The 23,509-nt window shown below is 65.3% G+C and carries 29 protein-coding genes; 9 read left to right on the plus strand and 20 right to left on the minus strand.

All coding sequences use genetic code 11. From position 1 onward, the window contains the following. Nucleotides 1–55 precede the first annotated feature (55 nt). Nucleotides 56–1,168 carry a 3-isopropylmalate dehydrogenase gene (gene leuB, locus AKN83_RS33745; RefSeq protein WP_050402522.1) on the plus strand — a complete coding sequence of 371 codons (1,113 nt, stop codon included), beginning with the start codon at nucleotides 56–58 and terminating at the stop codon, nucleotides 1,166–1,168. Nucleotides 1,169–1,250: 82 nt separating this feature from the next. Here the strand turns inward: leuB and AKN83_RS33750 are convergent, their stop codons facing one another. After that, nucleotides 1,251–1,658: a hypothetical protein gene (locus AKN83_RS33750; protein WP_050402523.1), complete on the minus strand. Its 408-nt coding sequence runs from the start codon at nucleotides 1,656–1,658 to the stop codon at nucleotides 1,251–1,253. Between the two features lie 177 nt (nucleotides 1,659–1,835). After that, nucleotides 1,836–2,630 carry a hypothetical protein gene (locus AKN83_RS33755; RefSeq protein WP_050402524.1) on the minus strand — a complete coding sequence of 265 codons (795 nt, stop codon included), beginning with the start codon at nucleotides 2,628–2,630 and terminating at the stop codon, nucleotides 1,836–1,838. Between the two features lie 117 nt (nucleotides 2,631–2,747). Between AKN83_RS33755 and AKN83_RS33760 the strand changes: the two genes are divergently transcribed. Next, complete coding sequence (locus AKN83_RS33760) at nucleotides 2,748–3,782, plus strand: aspartate-semialdehyde dehydrogenase (protein ID WP_050402525.1); 1,035 nt, start codon at nucleotides 2,748–2,750, stop codon at nucleotides 3,780–3,782. Nucleotides 3,783–3,810: 28 nt separating this feature from the next. Further along, nucleotides 3,811–4,362: a TIGR00645 family protein gene (locus AKN83_RS33765; protein WP_050402526.1), complete on the plus strand. Its 552-nt coding sequence runs from the start codon at nucleotides 3,811–3,813 to the stop codon at nucleotides 4,360–4,362. A gap of 14 nt (nucleotides 4,363–4,376) precedes the next feature. On the opposite strand, the gene AKN83_RS33770 is transcribed toward AKN83_RS33765, so the two are convergent. Further along, entirely contained in the window at nucleotides 4,377–5,033 is a 657-nt protein-coding gene (locus tag AKN83_RS33770; protein ID WP_050402527.1) for a carbonic anhydrase, read from the minus strand. A 142-nt stretch (nucleotides 5,034–5,175) separates the two neighbouring features. On the opposite strand from AKN83_RS33770, the gene AKN83_RS33775 reads away from it, so the two are divergent. Continuing rightward, the gene (locus AKN83_RS33775) at nucleotides 5,176–6,048 is read left to right on the plus strand and encodes an HpcH/HpaI aldolase/citrate lyase family protein (protein WP_050402545.1); all 873 of its coding nucleotides are present in this window, start codon (nucleotides 5,176–5,178) and stop codon (nucleotides 6,046–6,048) included. A gap of 24 nt (nucleotides 6,049–6,072) precedes the next feature. On the opposite strand, the gene AKN83_RS33780 is transcribed toward AKN83_RS33775, so the two are convergent. The 5 genes from AKN83_RS33780 to AKN83_RS33800 all read right to left on the minus strand — a co-directional run bounded on the left by AKN83_RS33780 (nucleotide 6,073) and on the right by AKN83_RS33800 (nucleotide 8,917). After that, a complete protein-coding gene (locus AKN83_RS33780; RefSeq protein WP_050402528.1) occupies nucleotides 6,073–6,432 on the minus strand; it encodes a c-type cytochrome in 360 nt (119 codons plus the stop codon). A gap of 10 nt (nucleotides 6,433–6,442) precedes the next feature. Then, the gene (locus AKN83_RS33785) at nucleotides 6,443–6,868 is read right to left on the minus strand and encodes a hypothetical protein (RefSeq protein WP_050402529.1); all 426 of its coding nucleotides are present in this window, start codon (nucleotides 6,866–6,868) and stop codon (nucleotides 6,443–6,445) included. A 75-nt stretch (nucleotides 6,869–6,943) separates the two neighbouring features. Beyond that, the gene (locus tag AKN83_RS33790; protein ID WP_050402530.1) at nucleotides 6,944–7,735 is read right to left on the minus strand and encodes a hypothetical protein; all 792 of its coding nucleotides are present in this window, start codon (nucleotides 7,733–7,735) and stop codon (nucleotides 6,944–6,946) included. Nucleotides 7,736–7,828: 93 nt separating this feature from the next. Continuing rightward, the gene (gene leuD, locus AKN83_RS33795; RefSeq protein WP_050402531.1) at nucleotides 7,829–8,431 is read right to left on the minus strand and encodes a 3-isopropylmalate dehydratase small subunit; all 603 of its coding nucleotides are present in this window, start codon (nucleotides 8,429–8,431) and stop codon (nucleotides 7,829–7,831) included. Nucleotides 8,432–8,518: 87 nt separating this feature from the next. Further along, nucleotides 8,519–8,917 (minus strand): metallopeptidase family protein, encoded by a 399-nt coding sequence (locus AKN83_RS33800; RefSeq protein ID WP_050402532.1) that lies wholly within the window; start codon nucleotides 8,915–8,917, stop codon nucleotides 8,519–8,521. A gap of 114 nt (nucleotides 8,918–9,031) precedes the next feature. Between AKN83_RS33800 and AKN83_RS33805 the strand changes: the two genes are divergently transcribed. After that, nucleotides 9,032–9,358: a hypothetical protein gene (locus AKN83_RS33805; protein WP_050402533.1), complete on the plus strand. Its 327-nt coding sequence runs from the start codon at nucleotides 9,032–9,034 to the stop codon at nucleotides 9,356–9,358. Nucleotides 9,359–9,381: 23 nt separating this feature from the next. On the opposite strand, the gene AKN83_RS33810 is transcribed toward AKN83_RS33805, so the two are convergent. Beyond that, on the minus strand, nucleotides 9,382–9,603 hold the full coding sequence (locus AKN83_RS33810; protein WP_050402534.1) for a hypothetical protein: 222 nt from the start codon (nucleotides 9,601–9,603) through the stop codon (nucleotides 9,382–9,384). Between the two features lie 318 nt (nucleotides 9,604–9,921). Here AKN83_RS33810 and AKN83_RS38945 point away from each other — a divergent pair, with 318 nt between their 5' ends. Together AKN83_RS38945 and AKN83_RS33815 are read left to right on the plus strand one after the other, a co-directional pair. Beyond that, nucleotides 9,922–10,176 carry a hypothetical protein gene (locus tag AKN83_RS38945; RefSeq protein WP_083992362.1) on the plus strand — a complete coding sequence of 85 codons (255 nt, stop codon included), beginning with the start codon at nucleotides 9,922–9,924 and terminating at the stop codon, nucleotides 10,174–10,176. Nucleotides 10,177–10,302: 126 nt separating this feature from the next. Next, nucleotides 10,303–10,641: a hypothetical protein gene (locus AKN83_RS33815; RefSeq protein ID WP_063695662.1), complete on the plus strand. Its 339-nt coding sequence runs from the start codon at nucleotides 10,303–10,305 to the stop codon at nucleotides 10,639–10,641. Nucleotides 10,642–10,786: 145 nt separating this feature from the next. Here AKN83_RS33815 and AKN83_RS33820 read toward each other — a convergent pair whose 3' ends face one another. The 6 genes from AKN83_RS33820 to AKN83_RS33845 form a co-directional block, all read right to left on the minus strand. Continuing rightward, the gene (locus tag AKN83_RS33820) at nucleotides 10,787–10,996 is read right to left on the minus strand and encodes a hypothetical protein (protein ID WP_050402546.1); all 210 of its coding nucleotides are present in this window, start codon (nucleotides 10,994–10,996) and stop codon (nucleotides 10,787–10,789) included. A 208-nt stretch (nucleotides 10,997–11,204) separates the two neighbouring features. Then, nucleotides 11,205–12,611 (minus strand): 3-isopropylmalate dehydratase large subunit, encoded by a 1,407-nt coding sequence (gene leuC / locus AKN83_RS33825; RefSeq protein WP_050402536.1) that lies wholly within the window; start codon nucleotides 12,609–12,611, stop codon nucleotides 11,205–11,207. A gap of 360 nt (nucleotides 12,612–12,971) precedes the next feature. Then, on the minus strand, nucleotides 12,972–13,352 hold the full coding sequence (rplS, locus tag AKN83_RS33830; protein WP_050402537.1) for a 50S ribosomal protein L19: 381 nt from the start codon (nucleotides 13,350–13,352) through the stop codon (nucleotides 12,972–12,974). Between the two features lie 109 nt (nucleotides 13,353–13,461). Continuing rightward, nucleotides 13,462–14,223: a tRNA (guanosine(37)-N1)-methyltransferase TrmD gene (gene trmD / locus AKN83_RS33835; protein WP_050402538.1), complete on the minus strand. Its 762-nt coding sequence runs from the start codon at nucleotides 14,221–14,223 to the stop codon at nucleotides 13,462–13,464. 9 nt (nucleotides 14,224–14,232) lie between these two features. Then, a complete protein-coding gene (locus AKN83_RS33840; protein ID WP_050402539.1) occupies nucleotides 14,233–15,315 on the minus strand; it encodes a quinone oxidoreductase family protein in 1,083 nt (360 codons plus the stop codon). A gap of 137 nt (nucleotides 15,316–15,452) precedes the next feature. Beyond that, nucleotides 15,453–16,652 (minus strand): MFS transporter, encoded by a 1,200-nt coding sequence (locus tag AKN83_RS33845; RefSeq protein ID WP_050402540.1) that lies wholly within the window; start codon nucleotides 16,650–16,652, stop codon nucleotides 15,453–15,455. A gap of 171 nt (nucleotides 16,653–16,823) precedes the next feature. Here AKN83_RS33845 and gcvA point away from each other — a divergent pair, with 171 nt between their 5' ends. Next, complete coding sequence (gene gcvA, locus AKN83_RS33850) at nucleotides 16,824–17,735, plus strand: transcriptional regulator GcvA (RefSeq protein WP_050402541.1); 912 nt, start codon at nucleotides 16,824–16,826, stop codon at nucleotides 17,733–17,735. A 14-nt stretch (nucleotides 17,736–17,749) separates the two neighbouring features. On the opposite strand, the gene rimM is transcribed toward gcvA, so the two are convergent. From rimM to ffh, 3 genes are all read right to left on the minus strand, one after another. Continuing rightward, nucleotides 17,750–18,271, minus strand: coding sequence for a ribosome maturation factor RimM (rimM, locus tag AKN83_RS33855; RefSeq protein WP_050402542.1), 522 nt, complete (start codon nucleotides 18,269–18,271; stop codon nucleotides 17,750–17,752). A gap of 17 nt (nucleotides 18,272–18,288) precedes the next feature. Next, a complete protein-coding gene (rpsP, locus tag AKN83_RS33860; protein ID WP_050402543.1) occupies nucleotides 18,289–18,621 on the minus strand; it encodes a 30S ribosomal protein S16 in 333 nt (110 codons plus the stop codon). Between the two features lie 85 nt (nucleotides 18,622–18,706). After that, a complete protein-coding gene (gene ffh / locus AKN83_RS33865) occupies nucleotides 18,707–20,254 on the minus strand; it encodes a signal recognition particle protein (RefSeq protein WP_063695656.1) in 1,548 nt (515 codons plus the stop codon). Nucleotides 20,255–20,721: 467 nt separating this feature from the next. Here ffh and AKN83_RS33870 point away from each other — a divergent pair, with 467 nt between their 5' ends. After that, the gene (locus tag AKN83_RS33870; protein WP_050405622.1) at nucleotides 20,722–21,786 is read left to right on the plus strand and encodes an MBL fold metallo-hydrolase; all 1,065 of its coding nucleotides are present in this window, start codon (nucleotides 20,722–20,724) and stop codon (nucleotides 21,784–21,786) included. A 104-nt stretch (nucleotides 21,787–21,890) separates the two neighbouring features. On the opposite strand, the gene AKN83_RS33875 is transcribed toward AKN83_RS33870, so the two are convergent. Next, on the minus strand, nucleotides 21,891–22,619 hold the full coding sequence (locus AKN83_RS33875) for an SIMPL domain-containing protein (RefSeq protein WP_050405628.1): 729 nt from the start codon (nucleotides 22,617–22,619) through the stop codon (nucleotides 21,891–21,893). 5 nt (nucleotides 22,620–22,624) lie between these two features. Next, the gene (locus AKN83_RS33880; RefSeq protein WP_083992363.1) at nucleotides 22,625–23,329 is read right to left on the minus strand and encodes a GyrI-like domain-containing protein; all 705 of its coding nucleotides are present in this window, start codon (nucleotides 23,327–23,329) and stop codon (nucleotides 22,625–22,627) included. Nucleotides 23,330–23,509 lie beyond the last annotated feature (180 nt).

Here is a 23,509-nt window from a genome sequence, read left to right on the forward strand (position 1 = left end):
TTTAGCACTCGCGCGGAATGATGGCGGGCATGCCCGATTGAGCGAGGTAACGACCATGGCGACCCATAAACTGCTGCTTCTCCCCGGCGACGGCATCGGCCCCGAAGTGATGGCCGAGGTGCAGCGCCTGATCGACTGGCTGAACGCGCAGGGCATCGCGAAATTCGAGACCGAGCAGGGCCTGGTCGGCGGCTCGGCCTATGACGCGCACAAGGTGTCGATCTCGGAAGCCGACATGGCCAAGGCCAATGCGGCCGACGCCGTGATCTTCGGCGCGGTCGGCGGTCCGAAGTGGGACAGCGTGCCCTACGAGGTGCGCCCCGAGGCCGGCCTGCTGCGGCTGCGCAAGGATCTTGGCCTGTTCGCCAACCTGCGTCCGGCGGTGTGCTATCCGGCGCTGGCGGATGCTTCGAGCCTGAAGCGCGAGGTGGTCGAGGGTCTCGACATCATGATCGTGCGCGAGCTTACCGGCGGCGTCTATTTCGGCGAGCCGAAGACCATCACCGATCTCGGCAATGGCCAGAAGCGCGCGATCGACACCCAGGTCTACGACACCTTCGAGATCGAGCGGATCGGCCGCGTCGCCTTCGAGCTGGCGCGCAAGCGCAAGAACAAGGTGACGTCGATGGAAAAGCGCAACGTCATGAAGTCCGGCGTGCTCTGGAACGAGGTCATGACCCAGCTCCATGCGCGCGAGTACAAGGACGTCACGCTGGAGCATCAGCTCGCCGATTCCGGCGGCATGAACCTCGTCAAGACGCCGAAGCAGTTCGACGTCATCGTGACTGACAATCTGTTCGGCGACATGCTGTCCGATATCGCCGCGATGCTCACGGGCTCGCTCGGCCTGCTGCCGTCGGCCTCGCTCGGCAAGGAGGACGCCAAGACCAAGGAGCGCAAGGCATTGTACGAGCCTGTGCACGGCTCGGCGCCTGACATTGCCGGCAAGGGCCTTGCCAATCCGATCGCGATGATCGCCTCGTTCGGCATGGCGCTGCGCTATTCCTTCGGCATGGGCGATCTCGCCGACAAGGTCGATGCCGCGATCGCCGCCGTGCTCGCCAGCGGATTGCGCACCGCCGACATCAAGTCGGCGGGCACCACGTCCGTCAGCACGGCGCAGATGGGCGAGGCAATCCTGAGCGAATTGCAGAAGTTGCACGCGTAACGGCTCGCCCCGGAATGACGAAGCCCAAAACAAAAATGCCCGGCCGGAGCCGGGCATTTTCTTATCGGCTATCAGCCGAAATTCAGTACAGCGGGAAATTCCGCGGATAGCCGCCGAGGTCGGCCGGCGGGCTGAGCGGCTGGCGGTCGATCGGACGGTTGTTGTTCTCGCGCGCGAACGACGGGTAGCCGACGTCCGGCGGATAGGCGTAGTCGTTGAACTTGCGGTCGCCGGGCAGCACTTCGGTGCCGGCGTCGAGCCAGGAGCGCGTGGTGACGTAAACCCGGGTGCGCGGCCCCTGCTGATAGACCCGGTTCGGACCCTGCGCGCCGTAATAGCGGCGGCCGTCACGGTCATACTGCTCTTGCTGCTTGCGCTTGCTCGGGGTCTGCTGCGCGCTGGCCGCGGTCATGCCAAACGCGGTTGCGGTGACGGCAGCCGCGGCAAGCAACACCACGAGCTTGTTCGCGGCAGGGAATTTCAAGGTCATCGCATCCTCGTCATTACGGCCCCCATTGGGGGCTGGCGCATCAGCCAAAATCACTCGGAACACATTGTAGCCATGGTGGGAGGCCGTCACTAGGTCAATTGCGCCACACCATCAGAGATAATGCGTGTCCAAGCGCAAAAGTTTCATGAAAACCAGTACGTTGCCACGGTCTCGCCATCAAAGCGCGCCGCGCAGAAGCGGGTTCTCGCTGCCTATCACCCAGTCGGCCGACAGGGCAGGCGGGCCGGAGGTAACGCAGTCGGTGCGGCGCAGCTCGGCATGCGCGAACAGCGCGGCGAGCCTTGGGTCGTTGCCCGCGGCCAGCAGGGTCAGGCGGTTCAGCATGCAAATGATCGCAGCGCGCTGGGCCGGCAGGCTGGCGCCCTGGCAGGTCCAGCCCGAGATGCGCAAATCAGGTGCATCGGCCTGCTTGAGGAAGCCGAGGCAGGCGCGGCTGCCGTCCGGCCGCGCCGGACGCAGCAGGGCGACGCTGCCGAACTTGCTGTCGACGATGCCGGCGGCCTCGAGGTCGCGGACGCCGCCCGGGTCGAGCCGCCCGGCAATCTCGGTAACCGCGGATCCCATGGCCTCGCCGCCGGGGCGGTAGATTTCCAGCTCGGCCGCCGGTGCGCCGTTGGCATCGGTCCAGCGGAAGATGTCCTTGCGGCCGCCCTCGGGATGCCGGAAGATTTCGTAAGTCTCTGTTTTATCTCGCGGATCGAGCCTGCTCACGGCGAAGGCAGGCGCCTGCCGGCCAGCCAGGCTCCAGCCTGCGGCGGCGGGGACCGGCGTCGCCGTTGCCTCCGGCAGTTGCTTCCATAGATAACTGCCGAGGGCGGCGAACAGCGCGAGCACGGCGGCATAGGCGAACAGCCCGGAGAGCGTGGCGTAGACCTCATCGACGAAGCTCGTCAGCGCGGACAGATTCCTCGTATGATGGGGCGGGGCCGGATCGGCCCGAAATAAACGCATCAAAACGCTCAAAAGCTTGCGCAACGTTGTCTTGACAGGGTTTCTCGCATAGAAGCGCTGCCTCTTCCCTTTCCTTGAGTTACGGGGAAACGGGCATTTTTCGTCGGAGAGTGAACGATGGGTTACAAAGTCGCGGTGGTCGGAGCGACCGGCAATGTCGGGCGCGAAATGCTCAACATTCTCGACGAGCGCAAATTCCCCGCCGACGAGGTCGTCGTGCTGGCCTCGCGCCGCAGCGTCGGCATCGAGGTCTCCTATGGCGACCGCACCCTGAAGGTGAAGGCGCTCGAGCACTATGACTTCTCCGACATCGACATCTGCCTGATGTCGGCCGGCGGCTCGGTCTCCAAGGAATGGTCGCCCAAGATCGGCGCCGCCGGCGCGGTCGTGATCGATAATTCCTCGGCCTGGCGCATGGATCCGGACGTGCCGCTGATCGTGCCAGAGGTGAACGCGGATGCAGCCGCTGGCTTCACCAAGAAGAACATCATCGCCAACCCGAACTGCTCGACCGCGCAGCTCGTCGTCGCCCTGAAGCCGCTGCACGACAAGGCGACGATCACGCGCGTCGTGGTCGCGACCTATCAATCGGTGTCGGGCGCCGGCAAGGATGCGATGGACGAATTGTTCTCGCAGACCAAGGCCGTCTACACCAATGACGAGCTGGTCAATAAGAAGTTTCCCAAGCGCATCGCCTTCAACATCATTCCGCAGATCGACGTCTTCATGGAAGACGGCTTCACCAAGGAAGAGTGGAAGATGATGGCGGAGACCAAGAAGATCCTCGATCCGAAGATCAAGCTGACCGCGACCTGCGTGCGCGTGCCGGTGTTCGTCAGCCACTCCGAGGCCGTCAACGTCGAGTTCGCCAACCCGATCACGGCGGACGAGGCACGCAACATCCTGCGCAACGCGCCGGGCTGCCTCGTGATCGACAAGCACGAGCCGGGCGGCTACGTCACGCCCTACGAGGCCGCCGGCGAGGATGCGACCTATATCAGCCGCATCCGCGAGGATGCGACCGTGGAGAACGGCCTGTCGTTCTGGTGCGTGTCGGACAATCTGCGCAAGGGCGCGGCGCTGAATGCGATCCAGATCGCGGAAGTCCTGATCAACCGCAAGCTGATCACCGCGAAGCAGAAAGCGGCCTAAAGGACGGGGACCAACGGGGGGCGCAACCATGTCGGAACAGTTGGCTCCCACCCCATCGAGCCCTCCGACGCCTCGCATCATGCGCGGCTTCGAATATGTGCTGTTCAACAGCCGCTGGCTGATGGCGCCGTTCTATGTCGGCCTGGTGGTGGCGCTTGCCGTGCTGCTGCTGAAATTCGCGCGCATGCTCTGGGAATTCGTCCTGCATGCGTCCGGCTACAAATCGACGGAAGTCATCCTCGATGCGCTGGCGCTGATCGACGTCACGCTGGTCGCCAACCTCATTCTGATCGTGGTGTTTTCAGGCTACGAGAACTTCGTCTCGCGCATCGACACGTCGGGCAATCCGAACTGGCCGATCTGGATCACCAAAATCGATTTTGCCGGGCTGAAGCAGAAGCTGCTGGCGTCGATCGTCGCGATCTCCGCGATCCATGTGCTGGAAGCGTTCCTGAACATCGATGCCGCGTTCGACGCGACGCGGATGACCTGGCTCGTCGCGGTGCACCTGGTGTTCGTGATCTCAGCGCTGCTGCTCGCGCTGTCGGATCGCTGGGGCGGCTATCACGGTGATGAGTAGCCGATCGCGCGCAGCTACGCGCCGGCCTTCACGGCATCGGCAACGCTGATGAATTCCTTGGCGACCCGGTCGAGCACGAACAGCGAGCCCTCGGCGACGCCGAAATAGGCGCCATGCAGCTGCATCTCGCCGCTTTCGACGCGCTCGCGGACAAACGGGAAGGTCATCAGGTTTTCCAGCGAGCGGAATACCGCGGCCTTCTCGATGCGGGTGACGAAGTCCTGCATGCTCTCATGGTCGCGCTGCTCGACCACCTCGCCCGGCTTGATGAACATCTGCATCCATTTGCCGATGAAGTCGCCGGGCGTCAGCGGCTTGATCTTGTCGATGAAGGCGCGGATGCCGCCGCACTGGGCGTGGCCCAGCACCACGATGTTCTTCACCTTCAGCACGGTCACGGCATATTCGAGCGCGGCCGAGACGCCGTGGGCATTGCTGTCGGGCTGATAGACCGGAACCAGATTGGCGATGTTGCGGACCACGAACAATTCGCCGGGTCCGGCATCGAAGATCACTTCCGGCGAGACGCGGGAATCGCAGCAGCCGATCACCATGGTCTCGGGGAACTGGCCGCGCTCCGACAGGTCCCGGTATCGCGACTGTTCAGTCGGCAACCGCTGGGTCGCGAACGTCCGGTAGCCGTCGATCAACTGCTTCGGAAAGAATTTCATGGCCTCTGGCTAACCACATGCTGGTGACGGGAACAAGACTTTCGGCGTGCCGCCTGAGATGATACGGCAGCATTGAACGATGGTTCCGCCGAATGCCCAAACAATGGACAGTGGCGGACCCGGAGCCCCCTGGAGAATGCCGATGACCCGTCCGCGCCGCAGCCTGTTGTTCATGCCGGGATCGAATGCACGGGCGCTGGAGAAGGCCCGCACGCTGGCGGCGGACGGCATCATCCTCGACCTCGAGGATTCCGTTGCCCCCGACGCCAAGGCGGTGGCCCGCGAGCAGATCGCCAAGGCGGTCGCCGCCAAGGGTTTTGGCAAGCGCGAGGTCCTGATCCGTATCAACGCGCTCGACAGCCCGTGGTGGGTCGACGACATCGGTATGGCCGGCAAGGCGCAGCCGGACGGGATCCTGGTTCCCAAGATCTCCACCGTCGAGGATTTGAAAGCTGTCGCCGACCGGCTGCGCGGCGCTGACGTCTCGATCCGGGTCTGGGCCATGATCGAGACCGCGCGTGCCGTGCTTGACGCCGACAAGCTTGCCGCGGCATCGAAGGATTCCGAAATCCGGCTCGCCGGCTTCGTGTTCGGGCCGAACGACATCGCGCGCGAAACCCGGATCCGGATGAAGCCGGGCCGCGCGGCGATGATCCCGATGATCACGCATTGCATCCTGGCGACCCGCGCGCACGGGCTCGAAATCCTCGACGGTCCCTATGGCGATATCAGCAATATCGACGGCTTCGCCGAGGAATGCGCGCAGGGCCGCGATCTCGGCTTCGACGGCAAGACGCTGATCCATCCGAGCCATATCGATGCCTGCAACGCGATCTTCACGCCGCCTGAGGCCGAGGTCGCCGAGGCCCGCAAGATCATCGCCGCGTTCGAGCAGCCGGAGAACGCCGCGCGCGGTGCGATCCAGCTCGACGGCCGCATGGTCGAGCGCCTGCATGCCGAGATGGCCAAGCGCACGATCGCAATCGCGGATGCGATCGCCGCGATGCGGTCGTGACGACCGTCGATCCTGCGGCGAGCGCTAGTCCCGCTTCAGGCTCATGATGTAATTCGCGAGATCGTCGGCCTCGCCTGGCCCGATGATGATGTTAGGCATCGTCGGATGACTCGTTTTCAGGAATACCTTCAGCCAAAGCACGGTGGTTGAAGGCCGGTTGGCGACGGCGGCGAAGTCCGGCGGGACTTTCTTCGCGCCCGTCGCGAGCGGGCCGACGAGATGACACTCCATGCACCAGGCTTCCGCCAGCCGATGCCCGGCCGTGATGCTATCCGAAGGCTGTTCCGCGCCGTTGGCCTGATGCAGGCGCAGCAGCAGGAGCGCCGCCATCCCGACCAGCAGGATCAGCAATGCGTGACGCCAGACGGCGTGCTGATTCAGCATCGATTTACCTTCAAGACGGTGATCTGCCGTGGCGTACAGCCTCACCCAGCGCTTCGATCGTGGGGGCGTTCGGACAGTATTGCTGATAGCACGCACCGGAGGTGCCGGCAGCGAGATCATGGTCGCACTGCCGCTTGTGGCCGCACAGGCTGCAGACTCGCTCCATGTCGCGCAGCACCAGTGTCTCGGCGCGCGCCAGCTTCTCCCGATCGATCCCGAGCGCCTCGAGCAGCATGGGCAGTTGGTCCGCACTGTGCGGACCCTGGCGCGCCAGCGCCATGAGGTCCTCGGGGCTGATCCGCAAGTCGCTCGCAATCTGGCTGAAGCTTGCGTCGTCCAGTTCGCGCAGTTCGCCGAGCTCGCGCTGATGCTTCAGCCAGTTGCTGAACAGATCGATCAGATATTCAACGACGGGGTACTGGGCTTCTGTGGTCATGCGCACCTCCGATAAAGAGTGGCCGCCTATCTGAAACCTTCTGCGCGATCTCGCCTTGCGGCAGATCAAATCCGCTCAGGCTTGGCCGAAGCGCTCCGCCGCCCACGCATAGAGGCTGCCGGGGATCGGCGCCTCCTTGCCGCGTCCTTTCGGCGAGATGTGCAGGCCGATGATTGCGGGATCGTTCAGGTAGCGCGAAATATCCGACGGCTCGAAGAACAGTCTTGGTTCGGCATGCACCGCATAGAACGAGCGCTTCGGCAGCGCGTGCTGTAACTCGCCTTCGCGGCGTGCGAGCGCGGTCAGCGCGGCGGGGCCAAAGATCGCGACGCGGATGTCGGAGAGGCGATTGGATTTGCCGCGCAGCTTGCGCATCGCGAAGGTCAGGCGGTGGCGCAGCGCCAGCCAGTCCGGCGTGAGCTCGTCCTGCTGCATCAGCGCTTCGAATGCGCGTACGATCGGATCGTTGTGCGGCAGATACAGCACGGAGTTGCCGAGCTGCCGCGGCCGCTCCCAGGCAAAATAGGGCTTTGCCGGATCGATCTCGACACCCTTCAAGAGCAGCACATCGGCGTCGAGCCAGAGCCCGGCGCGCTGCGCCATCAGCCGCATGCGGAAGAAGTCGCTGAACTGCAGGATGGTCCAGTCGCGCCATGATCCGTCGCGCTCGGCCGGGCGCAGCCGCTCCGAGAACGAATGCGGCAGCACGGCCTCGGCCTCGGCGTTGCCGATGCCATCCGGCAGGCCGGGAATTGGATCGAAACTGTAGACGGTGACCTTGTGCCCGGCGGCCAGCTGCGAGCGCAGACAGGTCCGGCGCAGCGCGTCCATCGATCCATGCCAGAAGGTGACGATGTCAGGCAGCATGGGCGTCAGCCATCAGCAGGTTCGTGAGGAGACAATCTCGCAAAGAAAAGCCCCGGCGCCTGAAGGCACCGGGGCGCGACGAACGGATGCGCCTCAGGCCCAGGCGCGTTCCTTGAGCCTGGCTTCATAGCTGTCGATCGACGACTTCTTCTCCATCGTCAGGCCGATATCGTCGAGGCCGTTGATCAGGCAGTGCTTGCGGAACGGGTCGATCTCGAACTTCACCGTGCCGCCGTCGGGACCACGGATCTCCTGGTTGGGGAGATCGATGGTCAGCGTCGCATTGGCGCCGCGCTCGGCATCGTCGAACAGCTTGTCGAGGTCTTCCTGCGACACGCGGATCGGCAGGATGCCGTTCTTGAAGCAGTTGTTGTAGAAGATGTCGCCGAACGAGGTCGAGATCACGCAGCGGATGCCGAAGTCGAGCAGCGCCCAGGGCGCGTGCTCGCGGCTCGAGCCGCAGCCGAAATTGTCGCCGGCGACCAGCACCTTCGCATTGCGATAGGCGGACTGGTTGAGGACGAAATCCGGGTTCTCGCTGCCGTCATCCTTGTAGCGCTGCTCGGAGAAAAGCCCCTTGCCAAGGCCGGTGCGCTTGATGGTCTTGAGGTACTGCTTCGGAATGATCATGTCGGTGTCGACATTGATGATCTTCAGCGGTGCCGCGACGCCTTCCAGCGTGGTGAACTTGTCCATCGGTGCTCTTCCCGGGCCAAAAAGTGGGGGTAGGGGCTGGATATCTATCTCGAATGTGACACCGGTAAAAGGGCCATTTCTGCACAGCTAGCCCGCATCGGCCTCAATCGCCTCCATATCGGCGTCGGAGAGGCCGAAATGGTGCCCGATTTCATGGATCAACACGTGGCGGACGATGTGGCCGAGGGTCTCGTCGTGCTCCGCCCAGTAGTCCAGGATCGGCCGTCGGTAGAGCCAGATGAGGTTGGGGAGGCGGGCCACGTCGCCATGGCTCTGCTGCGGCAGGCCGATGCCGTGAAACAGGCCGAGCAGGTCGAACTCGCTCTCGGCCTGCATCTCGTCGAGCACCTCGTCGGTCGGGAAGTCGTCGACACGGATGATCAGGCCCTCGCAGAGGGCCCGGAACGTTGGAGGCAGGCGCTCGAAGATCTCGTGCGCCACGGCCTCCATCTCGGCGAGCGAGGGGGCTTTTTCTGTGGTCCACATGACACTCCTTTAGCGCGAGTGCCTCAGCCGGCGCCAGCGCAGTTGACCTTGGCGGTGCAATGGGAGACCGTGCGGCCCAAGATTGGGGCTCAAGAATGGGGCTTGGGTGGCGTGATGAAACGGATCGTGACGGCAACGCTGTTGGCGGTGGCAGTCGGGCTCTCGCTCCCGGCGGGAGAGGCGCGGGCACAGAGCGCGGCGGCCGAAGCGCGCATCGGTGAGCCGGCGCCGGTCGTGCGCGAGCGTGTCGTCGAGCACCGCCGGCTGAGGCGCGTGCCGATTTACCGGTCGCGCCCCGATCATTGGGAACCGGATGTCATCCCGCGCTACAATCCCGGTCCGAACGCCGTGCGCGATTGCACCGCGACCTATGTTCAGGAGCACCGGCCGAGCGGCACCGTGATCACGCCGCGCATGAACTGCTTCTGGCGCCCGGGCTAGCTCGTCTTCGAGCAGCGCGGCAGCTAGAGGTGACGCTGGCGCACAGCGCCGATCAGTCCAGCCGCGACGACCGCTCCTGTCGTTCCATAGACCGCGAGCGCCATCAGCATTTGCGTGAGATGGCTCGCCGTTCCCCTGCCGCCGCCCGGTCCTTGCGAGGACAGCGCGACATCAATTGAAATCATGGAACCAGCGAGCACTGCCGCGGCGAGCGTGGACCATTTGCGCGAGCCATGTTGTGTCATTGGCGATCTCCTGTGCGAGGCTCCTTACAACATACGACCATCGTCTATTCCGGTTTTACGCACGGACATGAAAATTCCAGCGGCTGTGCCGGAACCTGCGCGCGCCAGCGGCATTCACCCAAGTGGCGCAGTCATTCACATCCCATTCACGTCGCCCGCATTTGGCTTGCGATCTGCGTCGCGGCAACGGGGGTCGATTCGCATGTCATGGCGCTTTCGAGCGAAGCGGATTCCGGTTCGCATGAAGAAAGCGCGTCAAGGCAAGAAGCTCGAGTCGTCGTTGCAAGGCGTGACATCAGGGGATCAAGGAGAAAACTCATGAAGGTGATGAAAGTTCTGGGGCTCGCGGCCGTCGGCGCCGTGCTGGTTGTGGCGGTGCCGGCCGAGCGCGCGAGCGCGATGTCGCTTGCGACGCCGGGCACTGCCGCAGCGGTTCAGGACAACGCGAACCAGACGACCACCCAGGTACGCTGGGGCCATGGACATCACCGTGGCTGGGGTCGCGGACATCACCATGGTTGGGATCGTGGACACCATCGTGGCTGGGGCCATCGAGGCCACTGGCGCCGCTGATCGCGCGGCGTATCAGCGCAGTTGAGACACAGGCCCGTGAGCAGCGGGCCTGTTGTCGCTCCAGCCATCAAACCGGCAGATTCGCGCGCCCGAGATGACATCAATCGCAATCTACAGGAGTTGATCATGATGAGATGGATCGGTGTTGCCGCGGTCGCTTGTGCATTGGCGCTGACGGCGCCGGCATCGGCAAGTGCCGTGGCGTCAGCCAAGCCGCAGGTCGCGGCACAACAGCAAGCGGCGGGCAAGGCGACCGACTTCAGCGCGCAGCGCCATCATCGCCACTACCATCGTCACCATTATCACCGCGGCTACCGGCCCTATCACCGGCCGTACTACCAGCCCTATTCCTATTACCGGCCGTACGGCTCCTATTATTACGGGCGGCCTTATTACTATCGGCCGTATCCATACGCCGTGCCGGCGCCGTTCACCTTTGGCTTCGGGTTCGGCCCGTTCTGGTGATGCAACTGGCGGCGTTGCGATCGTCGCCGACATTCCACGTCGGCTATCGCGCCGGCGGCTTCCATCGTCACCACTGGCGGCCGTGTCGGGTCTATTGGTGAGGGCTGAAATGACAGCGGGCGCCTCACGGCGCCCGTTTTTCAGTCTAGTCCCAGTCCTTCAGCTTCCAGGACTTTATCTTCCACGGCGTCAGGTTTTCCATCCGCCATTGCGTCCAGCGCTCCGGCGGCCAGTGGCTGAGGCGCGAGGTTTCCTTCACCTCGGGCAGCGGATCGATGATACGTGGTGCGGCGCGACGGCGCTTCTGCCGCGTCGCCTCACTGATCATGTCGACGAATTCGGGTTTGTCCGCCACGGCACGCACTCCTTGCGAAGACTTGGTTTCGCAAGGAGGCAGTGTGCGTACGTCATGTTAACGAGCCGTTTCCACAACGGCTCGAGCTTGAGACAAGCCATAGCGTTTTCGAGCGAAGTGGAGTCCGGTTCGCGTGAAGAAAACGCGTCAAAGAAGAGAATCGGGCTTCGGTTCTGATCGGGTCAGAACCGAAGCTCCCGCGCTTGCCTTACCGCCAGTCGCGGACGTCGACGAAGTGGCCGGCGATCGCGGCGGCCGCAGCCATCGCGGGTGACACCAGATGGGTGCGGCCCTTGAAGCCCTGGCGGCCCTCGAAGTTGCGGTTCGAGGTCGAGGCACAGCGCTCTTCCGGCTTCAGCTTGTCCGGGTTCATCGCCAAGCACATCGAGCAACCCGGCTCGCGCCATTCGAAGCCTGCCGCGATGAAGATCTTGTCGAGGCCTTCGGCTTCCGCCTGCTCCTTCACGATGCCCGAGCCCGGCACGATCATCGCGTTGACGTTGGCGTTGACGGTCTTGCCCTCGGCGATCTTCGCCGCGGCCCGCAGGTCCTCGATGCGGCCGTTGGTGCAGGAGCCGATGAAGACGCGGTCGAGCTTGATGTCGGTGATCTTGGTGCCGGCGCTCAAGCCCATATATTTCAGCGCGCGGTGCTTGGAGAGCCGCTTGGCCTCGTCCGCGATCTTGTCGGGATCGGGCACGAAGCCGGTCACCGAGATCACGTCCTCCGGGCTGGTGCCCCAGGTGACGATCGGCGGCAGCTTGGCAGCGTCCAGCCGCAGCTCGTGATCGAAATGCGCGTCCTCGTCGGAGCGCAGCGTCTCCCAATAGCGCATCGCGGCATCCCAGGCCGCGCCCTTCGGCGCCTTCGGGCGGTCGCGCAGGAAGTCGAACGCCTTCTGGTCGGGCGCAACCAGGCCGGCGCGGGCGCCGCCTTCGATCGACATGTTGCAGACCGTCATGCGGCCTTCCATCGAGAGCGCACGGATCGCCTCGCCGGCATATTCCAGCACATAGCCGGTGCCGCCGGCGGTGCCGATCTCGCCGATGATCGCCAGGATGATGTCCTTGCCGGTCACGCCGTCGGGCAATTTGCCGTCGACGATCGCGCGCATGTTCTTGGCCTTCTTCTGGATCAGCGTCTGCGTCGCCAGCACGTGCTCGACTTCCGACGTGCCGATGCCGTGCGCGAGTGCGCCGAACGCGCCGTGGGTCGAGGTGTGGCTGTCACCGCAGACGATGGTGGTGCCGGGCAGCGTAAAGCCCTGCTCCGGGCCGATGACGTGGACGATGCCCTGGCGCTTGTCGAACTCGTTGTAATACTCGATGCCGAACTCCTTGGCGTTCTCGGCGAGCGCCTTGATCTGCTCGATGCTCTCGGGGTCGGGGTTGGGCTTGGTGCGATCGGTGGTCGGCACGTTGTGGTCGACGACGGCGAGGGTCTTCTCGGGCGCGTGCACCTTGCGGCCGGTCGCGCGCAGGCCTTCGAACGCCTGCGGCGAGGTCACCTCGTGCACCAGGTGGCGATCGATATAGATCAGGCTGGTGCCGTCTTCGGCCTCGTGGACCAGGTGGTCGTTCCAGATCTTGTCGTACAGCGTGGTCGGTTTGGACATGAGCTTCAGCTCCAGAAGAAATTCGGTGGTGAATGGCGGCGAGCGCGGGCAGGCCGCGCCGGCAGGCGAGAGCGTCCAGGCAGCGTTACGCTGCGGGTCTAAGCTCTGATGTCGCCGACGTGGCAAAGCGCCCGAAGAAGCGGCCGGGCAGCCGCGAGCGATCGTCGATCACGACGCGCTGGCAGCTCTGACTTGGGTAGCGCTGGCTTGCTTGATCCGGAACCATTCTAAATTTCTAACACAGGGCTTACGCCCGCGACAATCGGTCGATACGCGGGCCTGTCCATCAGATAGGTATGCCGCAACGAAAAAGCGCGGGGCAGGCCCCGCGCTTTTGACCACATTCCCTGAAGGGAAGAGTTACTCGCCGACGGCGGTCTGGCGGTCCTGCTTCTCGACGATGCGGGCCGACTTGCCGCGCAGGTTGCGCAGGTAATACAGCTTGGCGCGACGCACCTTGCCGCGACGCACGACCTTGATCGAGTCGATCATCGGCGACATCACCGGGAAGACGCGCTCGACGCCCTCGCCGTACGAAATCTTGCGCACGGTGAAGCTCTCGTTGAGGCCGTGGCCGGAGCGACCGATGCAAACGCCTTCATAGGCCTGCACGCGGGTACGCTCGCCTTCGACCACCTTTACGTTGACGATGACGGTGTCGCCGGGGCCGAATTCCGGGATGGTCTTGGTGGCGGCGAGCTTGTCGAACTGCTCTTTTTCGAGCTGCTGAATAAGGTTCATTGAAATCTCCATCGGCGGCGCGCCCAGCCTTCGCGGGCTGCGCAAACGTCCATCTATCCTGCGCGGGGTGCGGATTTGGCCGCCCGTATAAGGCAAAGCGCAGGGTTTGTCACCCGTCTGTCGTGTTTTTTGTCCCGCGCGGAGCGGTTTTTTGGCCGGCCTTCCGGGCCCACAGATCGGGCCGCCGGGCTGCCGTCAGGGCCTCGGATTGGGCCAGCCGCCAGGCCGCGACCTTCGCGTGATCACCGGAAATCAGGATTTCAGGGATCTGGCGGCCCTCGAACTCCTGCGGACGGGTGTATTGAGGGTATTCCAGTAGTCCCTCAGAGAAGCTTTCCTCGGTTCCCGAGGCATGCTTGCCCATCACCCCTGGCAACAGGCGCACGCAGGCGTCGATCAGGGCCATCGCGGCGATCTCGCCGCCGGACAGCACATAATCGCCGATCGAGACCTCCTCGAGCCCCCGCGCCTCGATCACCCGCTGGTCGATGCCCTCGAAGCGGCCGCAGACGATCAGGGGGCCGGGCCCGGCCGCCAGTTCCACCACTTGGGCCTGGGTCAGAGGCCGACCCCGTGGGCTCATCAAGAGCCGCGGGCGGCCAGGCGCGGTATCAGCGGCATCGATTGCCGCCGCGAGTACGTCGGCGCGCAGCACCATGCCCGGACCGCCGCCGGCCGGCGTACCGTCGACGCTGCGGTGCCTATCGGTCGCCGACGCCCTTATATCGCGCGCCTCCAGCGCCCAGAGTCCGCTGGCCAGCGCCTTGCCGGCCAGGCTGACGCCGAGCGGTCCCGGAAACATGTCCGGGAACAGGGTCAGCACGGTGGCGCGCCATGGCGTCGCCTGGGACGGGGTCTCTTGCGATGTCATGGCCTCTGGTTACGGCACCACGGCCGTGAGGTCGAGGCTCTGCATCATTGCGGCGGCGTCGACCGCGCGGCGGAAGTCGGCGAGCTTGAATGTCGCGACATTGATCTTGCTCAGATCGAGCAGGCCCTCGGCGGCGAGGCCGGCGAGCTGGCCCGGCGCCGTCCGATCGTACATGAACTGCCCGACCACTTCCCAGTCATTGGCCAGCATCTCGCGGAACGAGAGCTCGAGCGGCACTTCGGCGCTGCCCATCAGCACCATTCGGCCGCCGCGGCTGAGCGCGCGCAGGGACGACAGCGTGGTCGAGGTGCTCTTGGCGGCGCCGAGCAGGTCGAGCGCGACATCGGCGCTGCCACCGGCGGCGCGGCGGATGATCGCAAGATCGGCGGCGGCATCGCCAGTGACGACGGCTGGAATGACGCGCGGGCCGAACGCATCGCGCAATTGCTCGAGCGCGGCCTGTTTGCGTCCGACCGCGACGACACGACCCGCGCCCATCGCGACCGCGAGCATCACGCCGCCCGAGCCGAAATAGCCGGTCGCGCCGTTGACGATGATGGTCTGTCCGCCGCGCAGGCCGGTGCGCTGCAAGCCGCCGAACGGCACAATCAGTTTTGCCAGGCCGATCAACTCGGTCGCCGGTCTGTCGTCGAGATTGGCAAGCGGCGTGACGCAGGCGGCAGGCCAATGCGCGATCTCCGCGAACACCCCGTCGCGCCAGCGTGCCTGCAGCGCGAACGCCTCCGGCGTCGTCACCGTCGCGGTAAGGCCGATCAGGATCTGCGGCGGATCGCGATCCGGCACGTCGCCGCGCAGATGCGGGCTCAGGAAGACGCGGTCGCCGCTCCGCACATGCGTGACGTTGTCGCCGGTGGCGACGATCCGCGCGATCGCGTTGGTCCCCGGCACGAACGGCATCGGCGGCAGGCTGTAGGGCAGCGCGCCCGACAAGAGCTTGTTGGTATAGGACAGCACCATGCCGGCTTCGATCCGGACTACGACGCCATCGGGCGCGGGCCTCGGCGTTGCGACATCCTCGAAGCGAAGATCATTGTGGGCGTGCAGCCGCCAGGCCTTGTGCGTGCTTGTCATTGGGATGCTCCGTGACACCAACGCTATAAGTAGCCCGGATGGAGCGCAGCGCAATCCGGGAGCGGACCATCCGCGGCGAGAGCGGCCCCGGATTGCGCTGCGCTTCATCCGGGCTACAAGCCAAACCGCATTTTGCGTCACGCCGCCGTCGGGTCGTCGGCGAGATGCCGCGCAAGCGCGACGGCCAGCGGACAGATCGCCAGCGCCGTGAGCGCGGTCGCGGTGGTGGCGAGCGTCGGGCCGAGCGCGTCGCCAAGCAGGCCGTAGATGACAGGCGCGATCGCGCCCGATCCGATCGTCCCCGTATAGAACAGCGCGAAGGCGCGCTCGGTCTGATGCGGCGGTGTGAGCTCGGGCACCGTGCCATAGAGCACCGAGGAGGTGCCGTTGAGCATCACGCCGAGCAGCGGCAGCAGCACGATGGCAGGCGCCAGCGGCAATACCAGCACCGCAAGGATCAGCGCCGCCGTGCCGCCTTCGGTGATGAGCACGGTGCGCAGCGTGCCGATGCGCGCGCCGAGCCAGCCGCAGGTGAATTTCCCCGCGGCGCCGCCGATGAACACCAGCGCCAGCGCGAGGCCGTTGGTCGGCAGCGAGGCCCCCTTGTCGCGCAACAGGAACGGCAGGAAGGTGAGAAAACCCATCCTGACCGCGGTGTCGAGGATTCCGATCGCGAGCAACCAGTAGAAGCCGCCGCCGGTAGCTTCGTGGCGTGATGCGGCGACCGTCTTGCGCTCTGCGCCCTTGCCGACCGACGGCATCCAGAGTGCGATGCAGATCGCGACCAGCAGGCCTGCAAGCGCGAGCACGAGCAGCGTGTGCCGCCACGACATGATCACGAGCAGGATCGAGGTCAGGGCCGGGATCGCCGCCTTGCCGAGGTCGCCACTGAAATTGTAGATGCCGAGCGGGCCGCGCGCCGCCGCGCCGTAGGCGCGCGACACCGCCGCGGACGCGATCGGATGCTGCGTGCTCGAACCCGCGCCGGAGAGCGCGAGCGCCAGGCCAAGTCCGATGACGCCGCCGGGCAATCCGGCCAACACATAGCCGAGCGCCGACAGCACCGTGCCTGCGATCAGGATGATCTTGCCGTCGATCCGCTCCGCGATACGCCCGACCGGGATCTGCAGCCCGGCCATGGCGCCGGCATAGAGCCCGCGCAGCAGCGCCAGCAAGCCGTAGCTCAGCGCGAACTCCGCCTGCCAGACCGGCAGCAGCACGTAGATCAGGTCGGTGTAGCCGTCATGGAGGGCGTGGTTGAGCCCGGTCACCGTCAGTGTTCGGGGCGCATGGACATGGTCGGAACGGGATGCGCCGGCTTCCGCGGATGCGCTCATCGTTGGCGCCCAAAGCAAGAAAAACTAAAGATAGAGCGGCTGTACACTGGAGAAGGTCTTCGAAAATCGATGACTTGTGAGTGGCTTGCTGCGCAATATGCGCCCGAACGGTCGCTGTTACAAATCAGTAATAATCGGATCATACGTTAGAAAATCTGGTATTAAGACGTCATGTTCGTCCCACGCCGCAGCCTGCCGCCGCTCAATGCGGTTCGCGCCTTCGAGGCCGCCGCGCGGCTCGGCAGCTTCAAGGAGGCGGCCGCCGAGCTCAGCGTCACCCATGGCGCGGTCAGCCAGCAGATCCGGCTGCTCGAGGAGTGGCTCGGCGCGCCGGCGCTGTTCCGGCGATCGGTGCGGCGCGTGGTGCTGACACCGGCGGGTGCGGCGTTGTTGGCGGAGTTCGCTCCGGCACTCGACCGGATCTCCGCCGCCGTGCAGCAGCATCGCGAGCGGCGCGGCGATGCAGTGGTGGCGGTGCTGCGCGTCAATGCGCTCGCGACCTTCAGCCTGCGCTGGCTGTTGCCGCGGATGAGCCGGTTTCGCGCCGAGCATCCTGATATCGAGGTGCGCTTGAGCACGTCGAACGATCCGGTGGACGCGCTGCCTGACACATTCGACGTCGTGATCCGGGGCGGTCCGGATACATTTCATGGCTTCTCGTCGCGCTTCCTGGTGTCGGAGCGGAGATTGCCGGTGTGCAGTCCCTCGCTATCGGCGCAATTGCCGCTGCATGAGATCGCGGATCTCTCCAGGCATACGCTGCTGCATGTCACGTCGATGCCGCGGCTGTGGCGCGACTGGTTGACCGAGGCCGGGCACTCCGCGCTGGAGCCGGCAGCTTCGCTGACGTTCGATCATTTCTATCTAACGATCCAGGCCGCGCTCGATGGCCTCGGCGTTGCGATGGGTCCAACCGCGCTGATTGCGGACGACCTCGCGGCCGGGCGGCTGGTGACGCCGTTTCCGGCCGTTAGCCTGCCGGCGCGAAGCTACTTCGCGTATTTTCCGGCGGGCCGCAGCAACGATCCGCATAGCGCGGTGTTCTGCGACTGGCTCGAGCAGCAGGGCCGCATGACTGGCTGACGAAAAATGTTTGATCAGGCTGCCGACGGATCGTCGCCGTCGATTTCCTGCGGCAGGTCGATCACGACGCGGCCGGCGTCGAGATCGACGGTCGGCACCACGGCGTTGGTGAAGGGCAGCAACATCGTCGCGCCTTGCTTTGGTGCGATCTCGATGATGTCGCCGGCGCCGAAATTGTGGATCGCGATCACCTTGCCGAGCGGCTGCTCTGTGGTGGTCACCGCGGCGAGCCCGATCAGGTCGGTGTGGTAGTATTCGCCGTCGTCGGTTTCCGGCAGCCGGTCGCGCGGAACATAGAGCTCGAGGCCGTTGAGCCGTTCGGCATCATCGCGGCTGGCGACGCCCTTCAGCGTCACCACCAGATGGTCCTTGGCCTCGCGCGCATGCGTGACCTCGAACTGGCGCGTGCCGTCCTTGGTCATCAGCGGGCCGTAATCCTTCACGGCCAGCGGATCTTCGGTGAAGGTCCACAGCCGGACGGCGCCGCGCACACCATGCGCAGCGCCGATACGGGCGACACAGACCGGTGCAGTCACCGTGGTCGCCGTTCCGCTTAGGCCTTGGCGGCGGCTTCGGCCTGCGCCTTGCGCTCCTTGCGCGGCACGGCCTTTTCCGGGTTGTTGCGCGCGGCGCGCTTGACGACGCCGGCGGCGTCGAGGAAGCGGGTCACGCGATCCGACGGCTGCGCGCCCTTGGCGAGCCAGGCCTTCACCTTGTCCATGTCGAGCTTGAGGCGGGCCTCGTTGTCCTTCGGCAGCAGCGGGTTGAAGTGGCCGAGACGCTCGATGAAGCGGCCATCACGCGGGAAGCGCGAGTCGGCGACGACGACGTGATAGACCGGACGCTTCTTGGTGCCTGCGCGAGCGAGGCGGATAACAACGGACATTTAGTTCTCCTTCAAAGGTCGATGTGTTCGATTGATTGGCATTCCGCGTCGCGCCGGCTGCGTGCGAGCCGTCGCGACGAATTCCTCATTTCTTCTTGCCCGGGAAGCCGCCGAGCCCCGGCAGCATCGGCTTGCCGGAAAGGCCGGTCAGGCCCGGCACGTTCGGCAGGCCGCCGCGCAGCCCGGCCGGCAAATCCTTCGGCAGGCTCGGCAGACCGCCGCCGGCGCCGCCCTGCATCTTCTCGGCGAGCGCCTTCATCTCCTCGGGCGAGGGCGGCTTCATGCCGCCGCCGAAACCCATCGCCTGCGCGATGCCGGCGAGCGGGCCGCGCTTGCCGCTTCCCATGGCCTTCATCATGTCGGCCATGTTCCGGTGCATCTTCAGCAGCTTGTTGACGTGCTCGACGCTCTGGCCGGCGCCGGCCGCGATCCGCTTCTTGCGGCTCGCCTTCAGGAGGTCCGGATTCTTCCGCTCCTGCCGCGTCATCGAATCGATGATCGCGACCTGGCGCTTGATGATCTTGTCGTCGATCCCTGCGGCGGCGATCTGGTTCTTCATCTTGGAGATGCCGGGCATCATGCCCATCAGGCCGCCGATGCCGCCCATGTTCGCCATCTGCTGCAGCTGTTCGCGCATGTCGTTGAGGTCGAACTGACCCTTGCGCATCCGCTCGGCGGTGCGCGCGGCCTTCTCGGCGTCGATATTGGCCGCGGCCTTCTCGACCAGCGAGACGACGTCGCCCATGCCGAGGATGCGGCCGGCGATGCGGTTCGGATGGAAGTCTTCCAGCGCATCGGTCTTTTCACCGGTGCCGATCAGCTTGATCGGCTTGCCGGTGACCGCGCGCATCGACAGCGCGGCGCCGCCGCGGCCATCGCCGTCGACGCGCGTCAGCACGATGCCGGTGAGGCCGACGCGCTCATCGAACGAGCGCGCCAGATTGACCGCGTCCTGGCCGGTGAGGCTATCCGCGACCAGCAGCACCTCATGCGGGTTGGCGGCGGCTTTGATCTCGGCCGCCTCCTTCATCATGTCTTCGTCGAGCGTGGTGCGGCCGGCGGTGTCGAGCAGCACGACGTCGTAGCCGCCGAGCTTGCCGGCCTCCAGCGCGCGCCTCGCGATCTGCGGCGGCATCTGGCCGGCGACGATCGGCAGCGTCGGAATATCGAGGTCGCGGCCGAGCACCGCGAGCTGCTCCATGGCCGCCGGGCGGTAGACGTCGAGCGAGGCCATCAGCACCTTGCGCTTGTCGCGCTGGACCATGCGGCGCGCGAGCTTGGCGGTGGTGGTGGTCTTGCCGGAGCCTTGCAGGCCGACCATCATGATCGGGACCGGCGGCACGGAATTGATGTCGATGGTCTGGCCGTCGGAACCGAGCGTGGCGACCAGCTCGTCGTGGACGATCTTCACGACCATCTGGCCCGGGGTCACCGACTTGACGACGGTGGCGCCGATCGCCTGTTCGCGGACCCGGTCGATGAAGCTGCGGACCACCTCGAGCGCGACGTCGGCTTCGAGCAGCGCGCGGCGCACCTCGCGCATCGCGGCATCGACGTCCTTTTCGGTGAGCGCGCCGCGCCCCGTCAGACGATCGAGAATGCCACCAAGCCGTTCCGACAGATTGTCGAACAATGCCGTTGTCCTTCGTTGCGCTCGTGAGCGCTCGCTGCATTCACTTGCCGTCATGCCCCGCGAAAGCGGGGGTATCCAGTGCGCCGCGACTCCTCGGTTCAAGCCGAGCTGCCTCTGGAGTACTGGATCACCCGCTTTCGCGGTTGATGACCAGATAGTTTGCCTTGGCACCGTGCCAAGATGGCGCGCCAAGACGATGGTCCAAACACTTTCGCGCCCGAGGGCGCATCGCGCTGTCGGGCGTTGGCCTCTGGCCTCCAGGACCAGTCGGCGGGTCGAAAAGAAGGATCTTTCCGAGAAAGTCGCGGCGTTAAACGCTGCCGCAGCGGCAAAGTCAAGGAAAGTTTCGCGGCAAGTCGGCTCGCCTTGACCTTAAGGTATTGAAGTTGCGTCGATTTACCGCGCCGGTTCCGAATTCTGCGTCGTCCCCCATATAACCGGAGCCAGCCTCCTGTTTGGGAACCCGCTTGCCCATCACCCGCCGCCGCGTTCTCGCCAGCCTGACCGGAGCCGTCGCAGCACTCGGCGTGCCCTCGATCTGGATGTCCCTGATGAAAACCTATGACGGCCCCGTCTCCGATCATTTCGACGGCCTGCACTTCTTCGATCCGGATGGCGCGGCGCCGAAATCGCTTCGAGAGGTGCTGCGCTGGCAGCTCGGCGGCGCAAGGCAGCGCGCGGTCTGGCCGGATTGGGCGCCGAGCCCTTATGCCGATACGCCGCCGCCGCGGGTCGATGGCGACAGAGTGCGGCTCTGCTTTGTCGGCCACGCCAGCTGGCTGATCCAAACCGCAGGTCTCAATCTCCTGGTCGATCCGGTGTGGTCGATGCGGGCCTCGCCGTTCGGCTTCGCAGGTCCCAAGCGGCACAATGACCCCGGCATAGCATTCGAGAAGCTGCCCAAGGTCGACGTCGTGCTGGTGTCGCACGGCCATTACGATCATCTCGATGTCGCGACGCTGTCGAAGCTTGAGGCGGCGTTCAGCCCTCGCGTCGTGACGCCGCTCGGCAACGACGTCACGATGCGCGCCTCCGATGCCGCGATCAAGGCCGAGGCGTTCGACTGGCACCAGCGCGTCGAACTCGGCGGCGGCGTTGCCGTGACGCTGGTGCCGACGCGGCACTGGTCGGCGCGCGGCCTGTTCGACCGCAACAAGGCGCTGTGGGCGAGCTTCGTGCTGGAGACGCCGGCGGGCAAGCTCTACATCGTCTGCGATTCCGGCTATGGCGACGGCCGGCATTTTCGCCGGGTGGCCGAGGCGCACGGCGCGCTCCGGCTCGCGATCCTGCCGATCGGCGCCTACGAACCGCGCTGGTTCATGCGCGACCAGCACATGAACCCGGAAGATGCGGTGAAGGCGCTGGCCGATTGCGGCGCGGCGCAAGCGCTGGCGCATCACCACGGCACGTTTCAGTTGACCGACGAAGCGATCGACGCGCCGGCGATCGCGCTGGGTGAAGCGCTCGACGCTGCGGGCGTGCCGCGGGAGAAGTTTGTCGCGCTAAAGCCGGGGCAGGTGTTTGAGATTTAGAAGGAAGGGTAGCCTGGATGGAGCGCAGCGAAATCCGGGGAAGTCCATCCGCGGAGAAGCCGACCCGGATTTCGCTGCGCTCCATCCGGGCTACGCCTGTGGCTCTACTTCTCCTTGATCGCCCAGGAGACGGTTACGTTGACGGTCAGCGTTTCCTCGCCCTGCGCCACCGGCGTCGGAGCCGCAAATCCCGCCGTGGCCATCTTGGCGCGGAACATCGGGACCGGCGCCGAGCCGACCTCCGCGATGTTCAAGGGCGCGCCGAGCGTGACGCCGGCGGCCTTGGCGTAGATCTCGGCCTTGCGGCGGGCGTCGGCGATCGCGCGCTCGCGTGCCTCGTCGAGCAGCTTCGAGGCCTGCGACACCGAGAAATTGAGCCCGCCGATATCGTTGGCGCCGGCGCCGACCAGCACGTCGATCACGCTGGCGACCTTGCTCACATCGCGCAGCTTGATCGTGACGCGATTGCTCGCGTGATAGCCGACGATGCTGGGCGGGGCGTTGTTCGACGACGGGGTGCGGTTGGCGAATTGCGGCTGCAGCGACAGCCGCGAGGTCTGATAGTCCTTCTCCGCGATGCCGGCGCCCTTCAGCGCCGCCAGCACCTTGCCCATCGTCACATTGTTGGCGTCGGTGGCCTCTCGCGCGGTCTTGCCATCGGTGGTGACGCCGGCGTCGAGCTGCGCCTCGTCGGGCGCGGCCGACACGGTGGCCTCGCCCGTGACCGAAATTGCTGGCGGGAAGTCGGTATCGGCCATGGCGGGTGCGGCGAGCAGGGTGGTCGCGAGGAAGGCGGCGGCGAACGGGACGCCGGGGAAAAGGCGATGGGTCATCTGGCTCACTTCAGGGGTACGTAGACGTTGATCACAAGCTTGTCTTCGGCGGTCTTCAGCGGATCGGTGATGTATTCCTCGATGAAGGTGTCCTTGGCTTCGAGCTTCTTGTCGTCGAGGTGATTGGTGATCGCCTCATAGGTGTTGTCCATGTTGTCGTAGGACCCGCGATGGACGAATTTGAGCGCCTTGCCGTCGGGCGAATTGCCCATGCTCATGTTCTTGCCGAGGTTCTTGACGTCCTGGTCGACCGGGATCTCGGCGATGAAGGTGAACCCGGTGTCGTCGGTCGAGGTGTAGACGATCATCGGATTGCCCGCGGCCTTGACGCCGTCCTTGTCGAGCAGCGCGGTGAGCTGCTTGAACGCCTCGATCAGCGCGTCGAAGGCCGAATCCCAATTGGCCGTGCCCTTCAGCATCACGACCTTCTTCGGTTCCAGCGTGAACGGCTCGCCGAACGGGTCGGCGGTCTGCACCGCAGCGGCCGGGGGCGGTGTCGGGGACTGCGATGCGGCGGGGCTGTCAGCCGGCGACTTGGTCTCGGCCGGCGGGGGCACCGGGGTTGCCGATGGCGCAGGCGCTGGGGTCGGGCTTGCCGCCGGAGCGGGCGAGGCTGATGGCGACTGGGCGGACGCCGGGCTTGCCAGGGCGATCGTGGCCAAAGGGAGCAGCGCGACCAGGGCCGCGCGGAGCGTGCTGATACGGTTCATTCGGTATTCTCCATCCCCTTCCTCAAACGGCCGCTCGATCTGTCCCGGCGCGCACGGTCCGTGAGGCGCGATATTCCTAACACGCGAGTTCTGCATTCGTCCCATGACAGATGTGTCATAGGGCCATTCAGACTGGTGCTCCAATTCCGAAGTTCGCAAGCAAGTGCGGCGGAAACTATG

This window comes from Bradyrhizobium embrapense, from assembly GCF_001189235.2.
Lineage (GTDB): Bacteria > Pseudomonadota > Alphaproteobacteria > Rhizobiales > Xanthobacteraceae > Bradyrhizobium > Bradyrhizobium embrapense.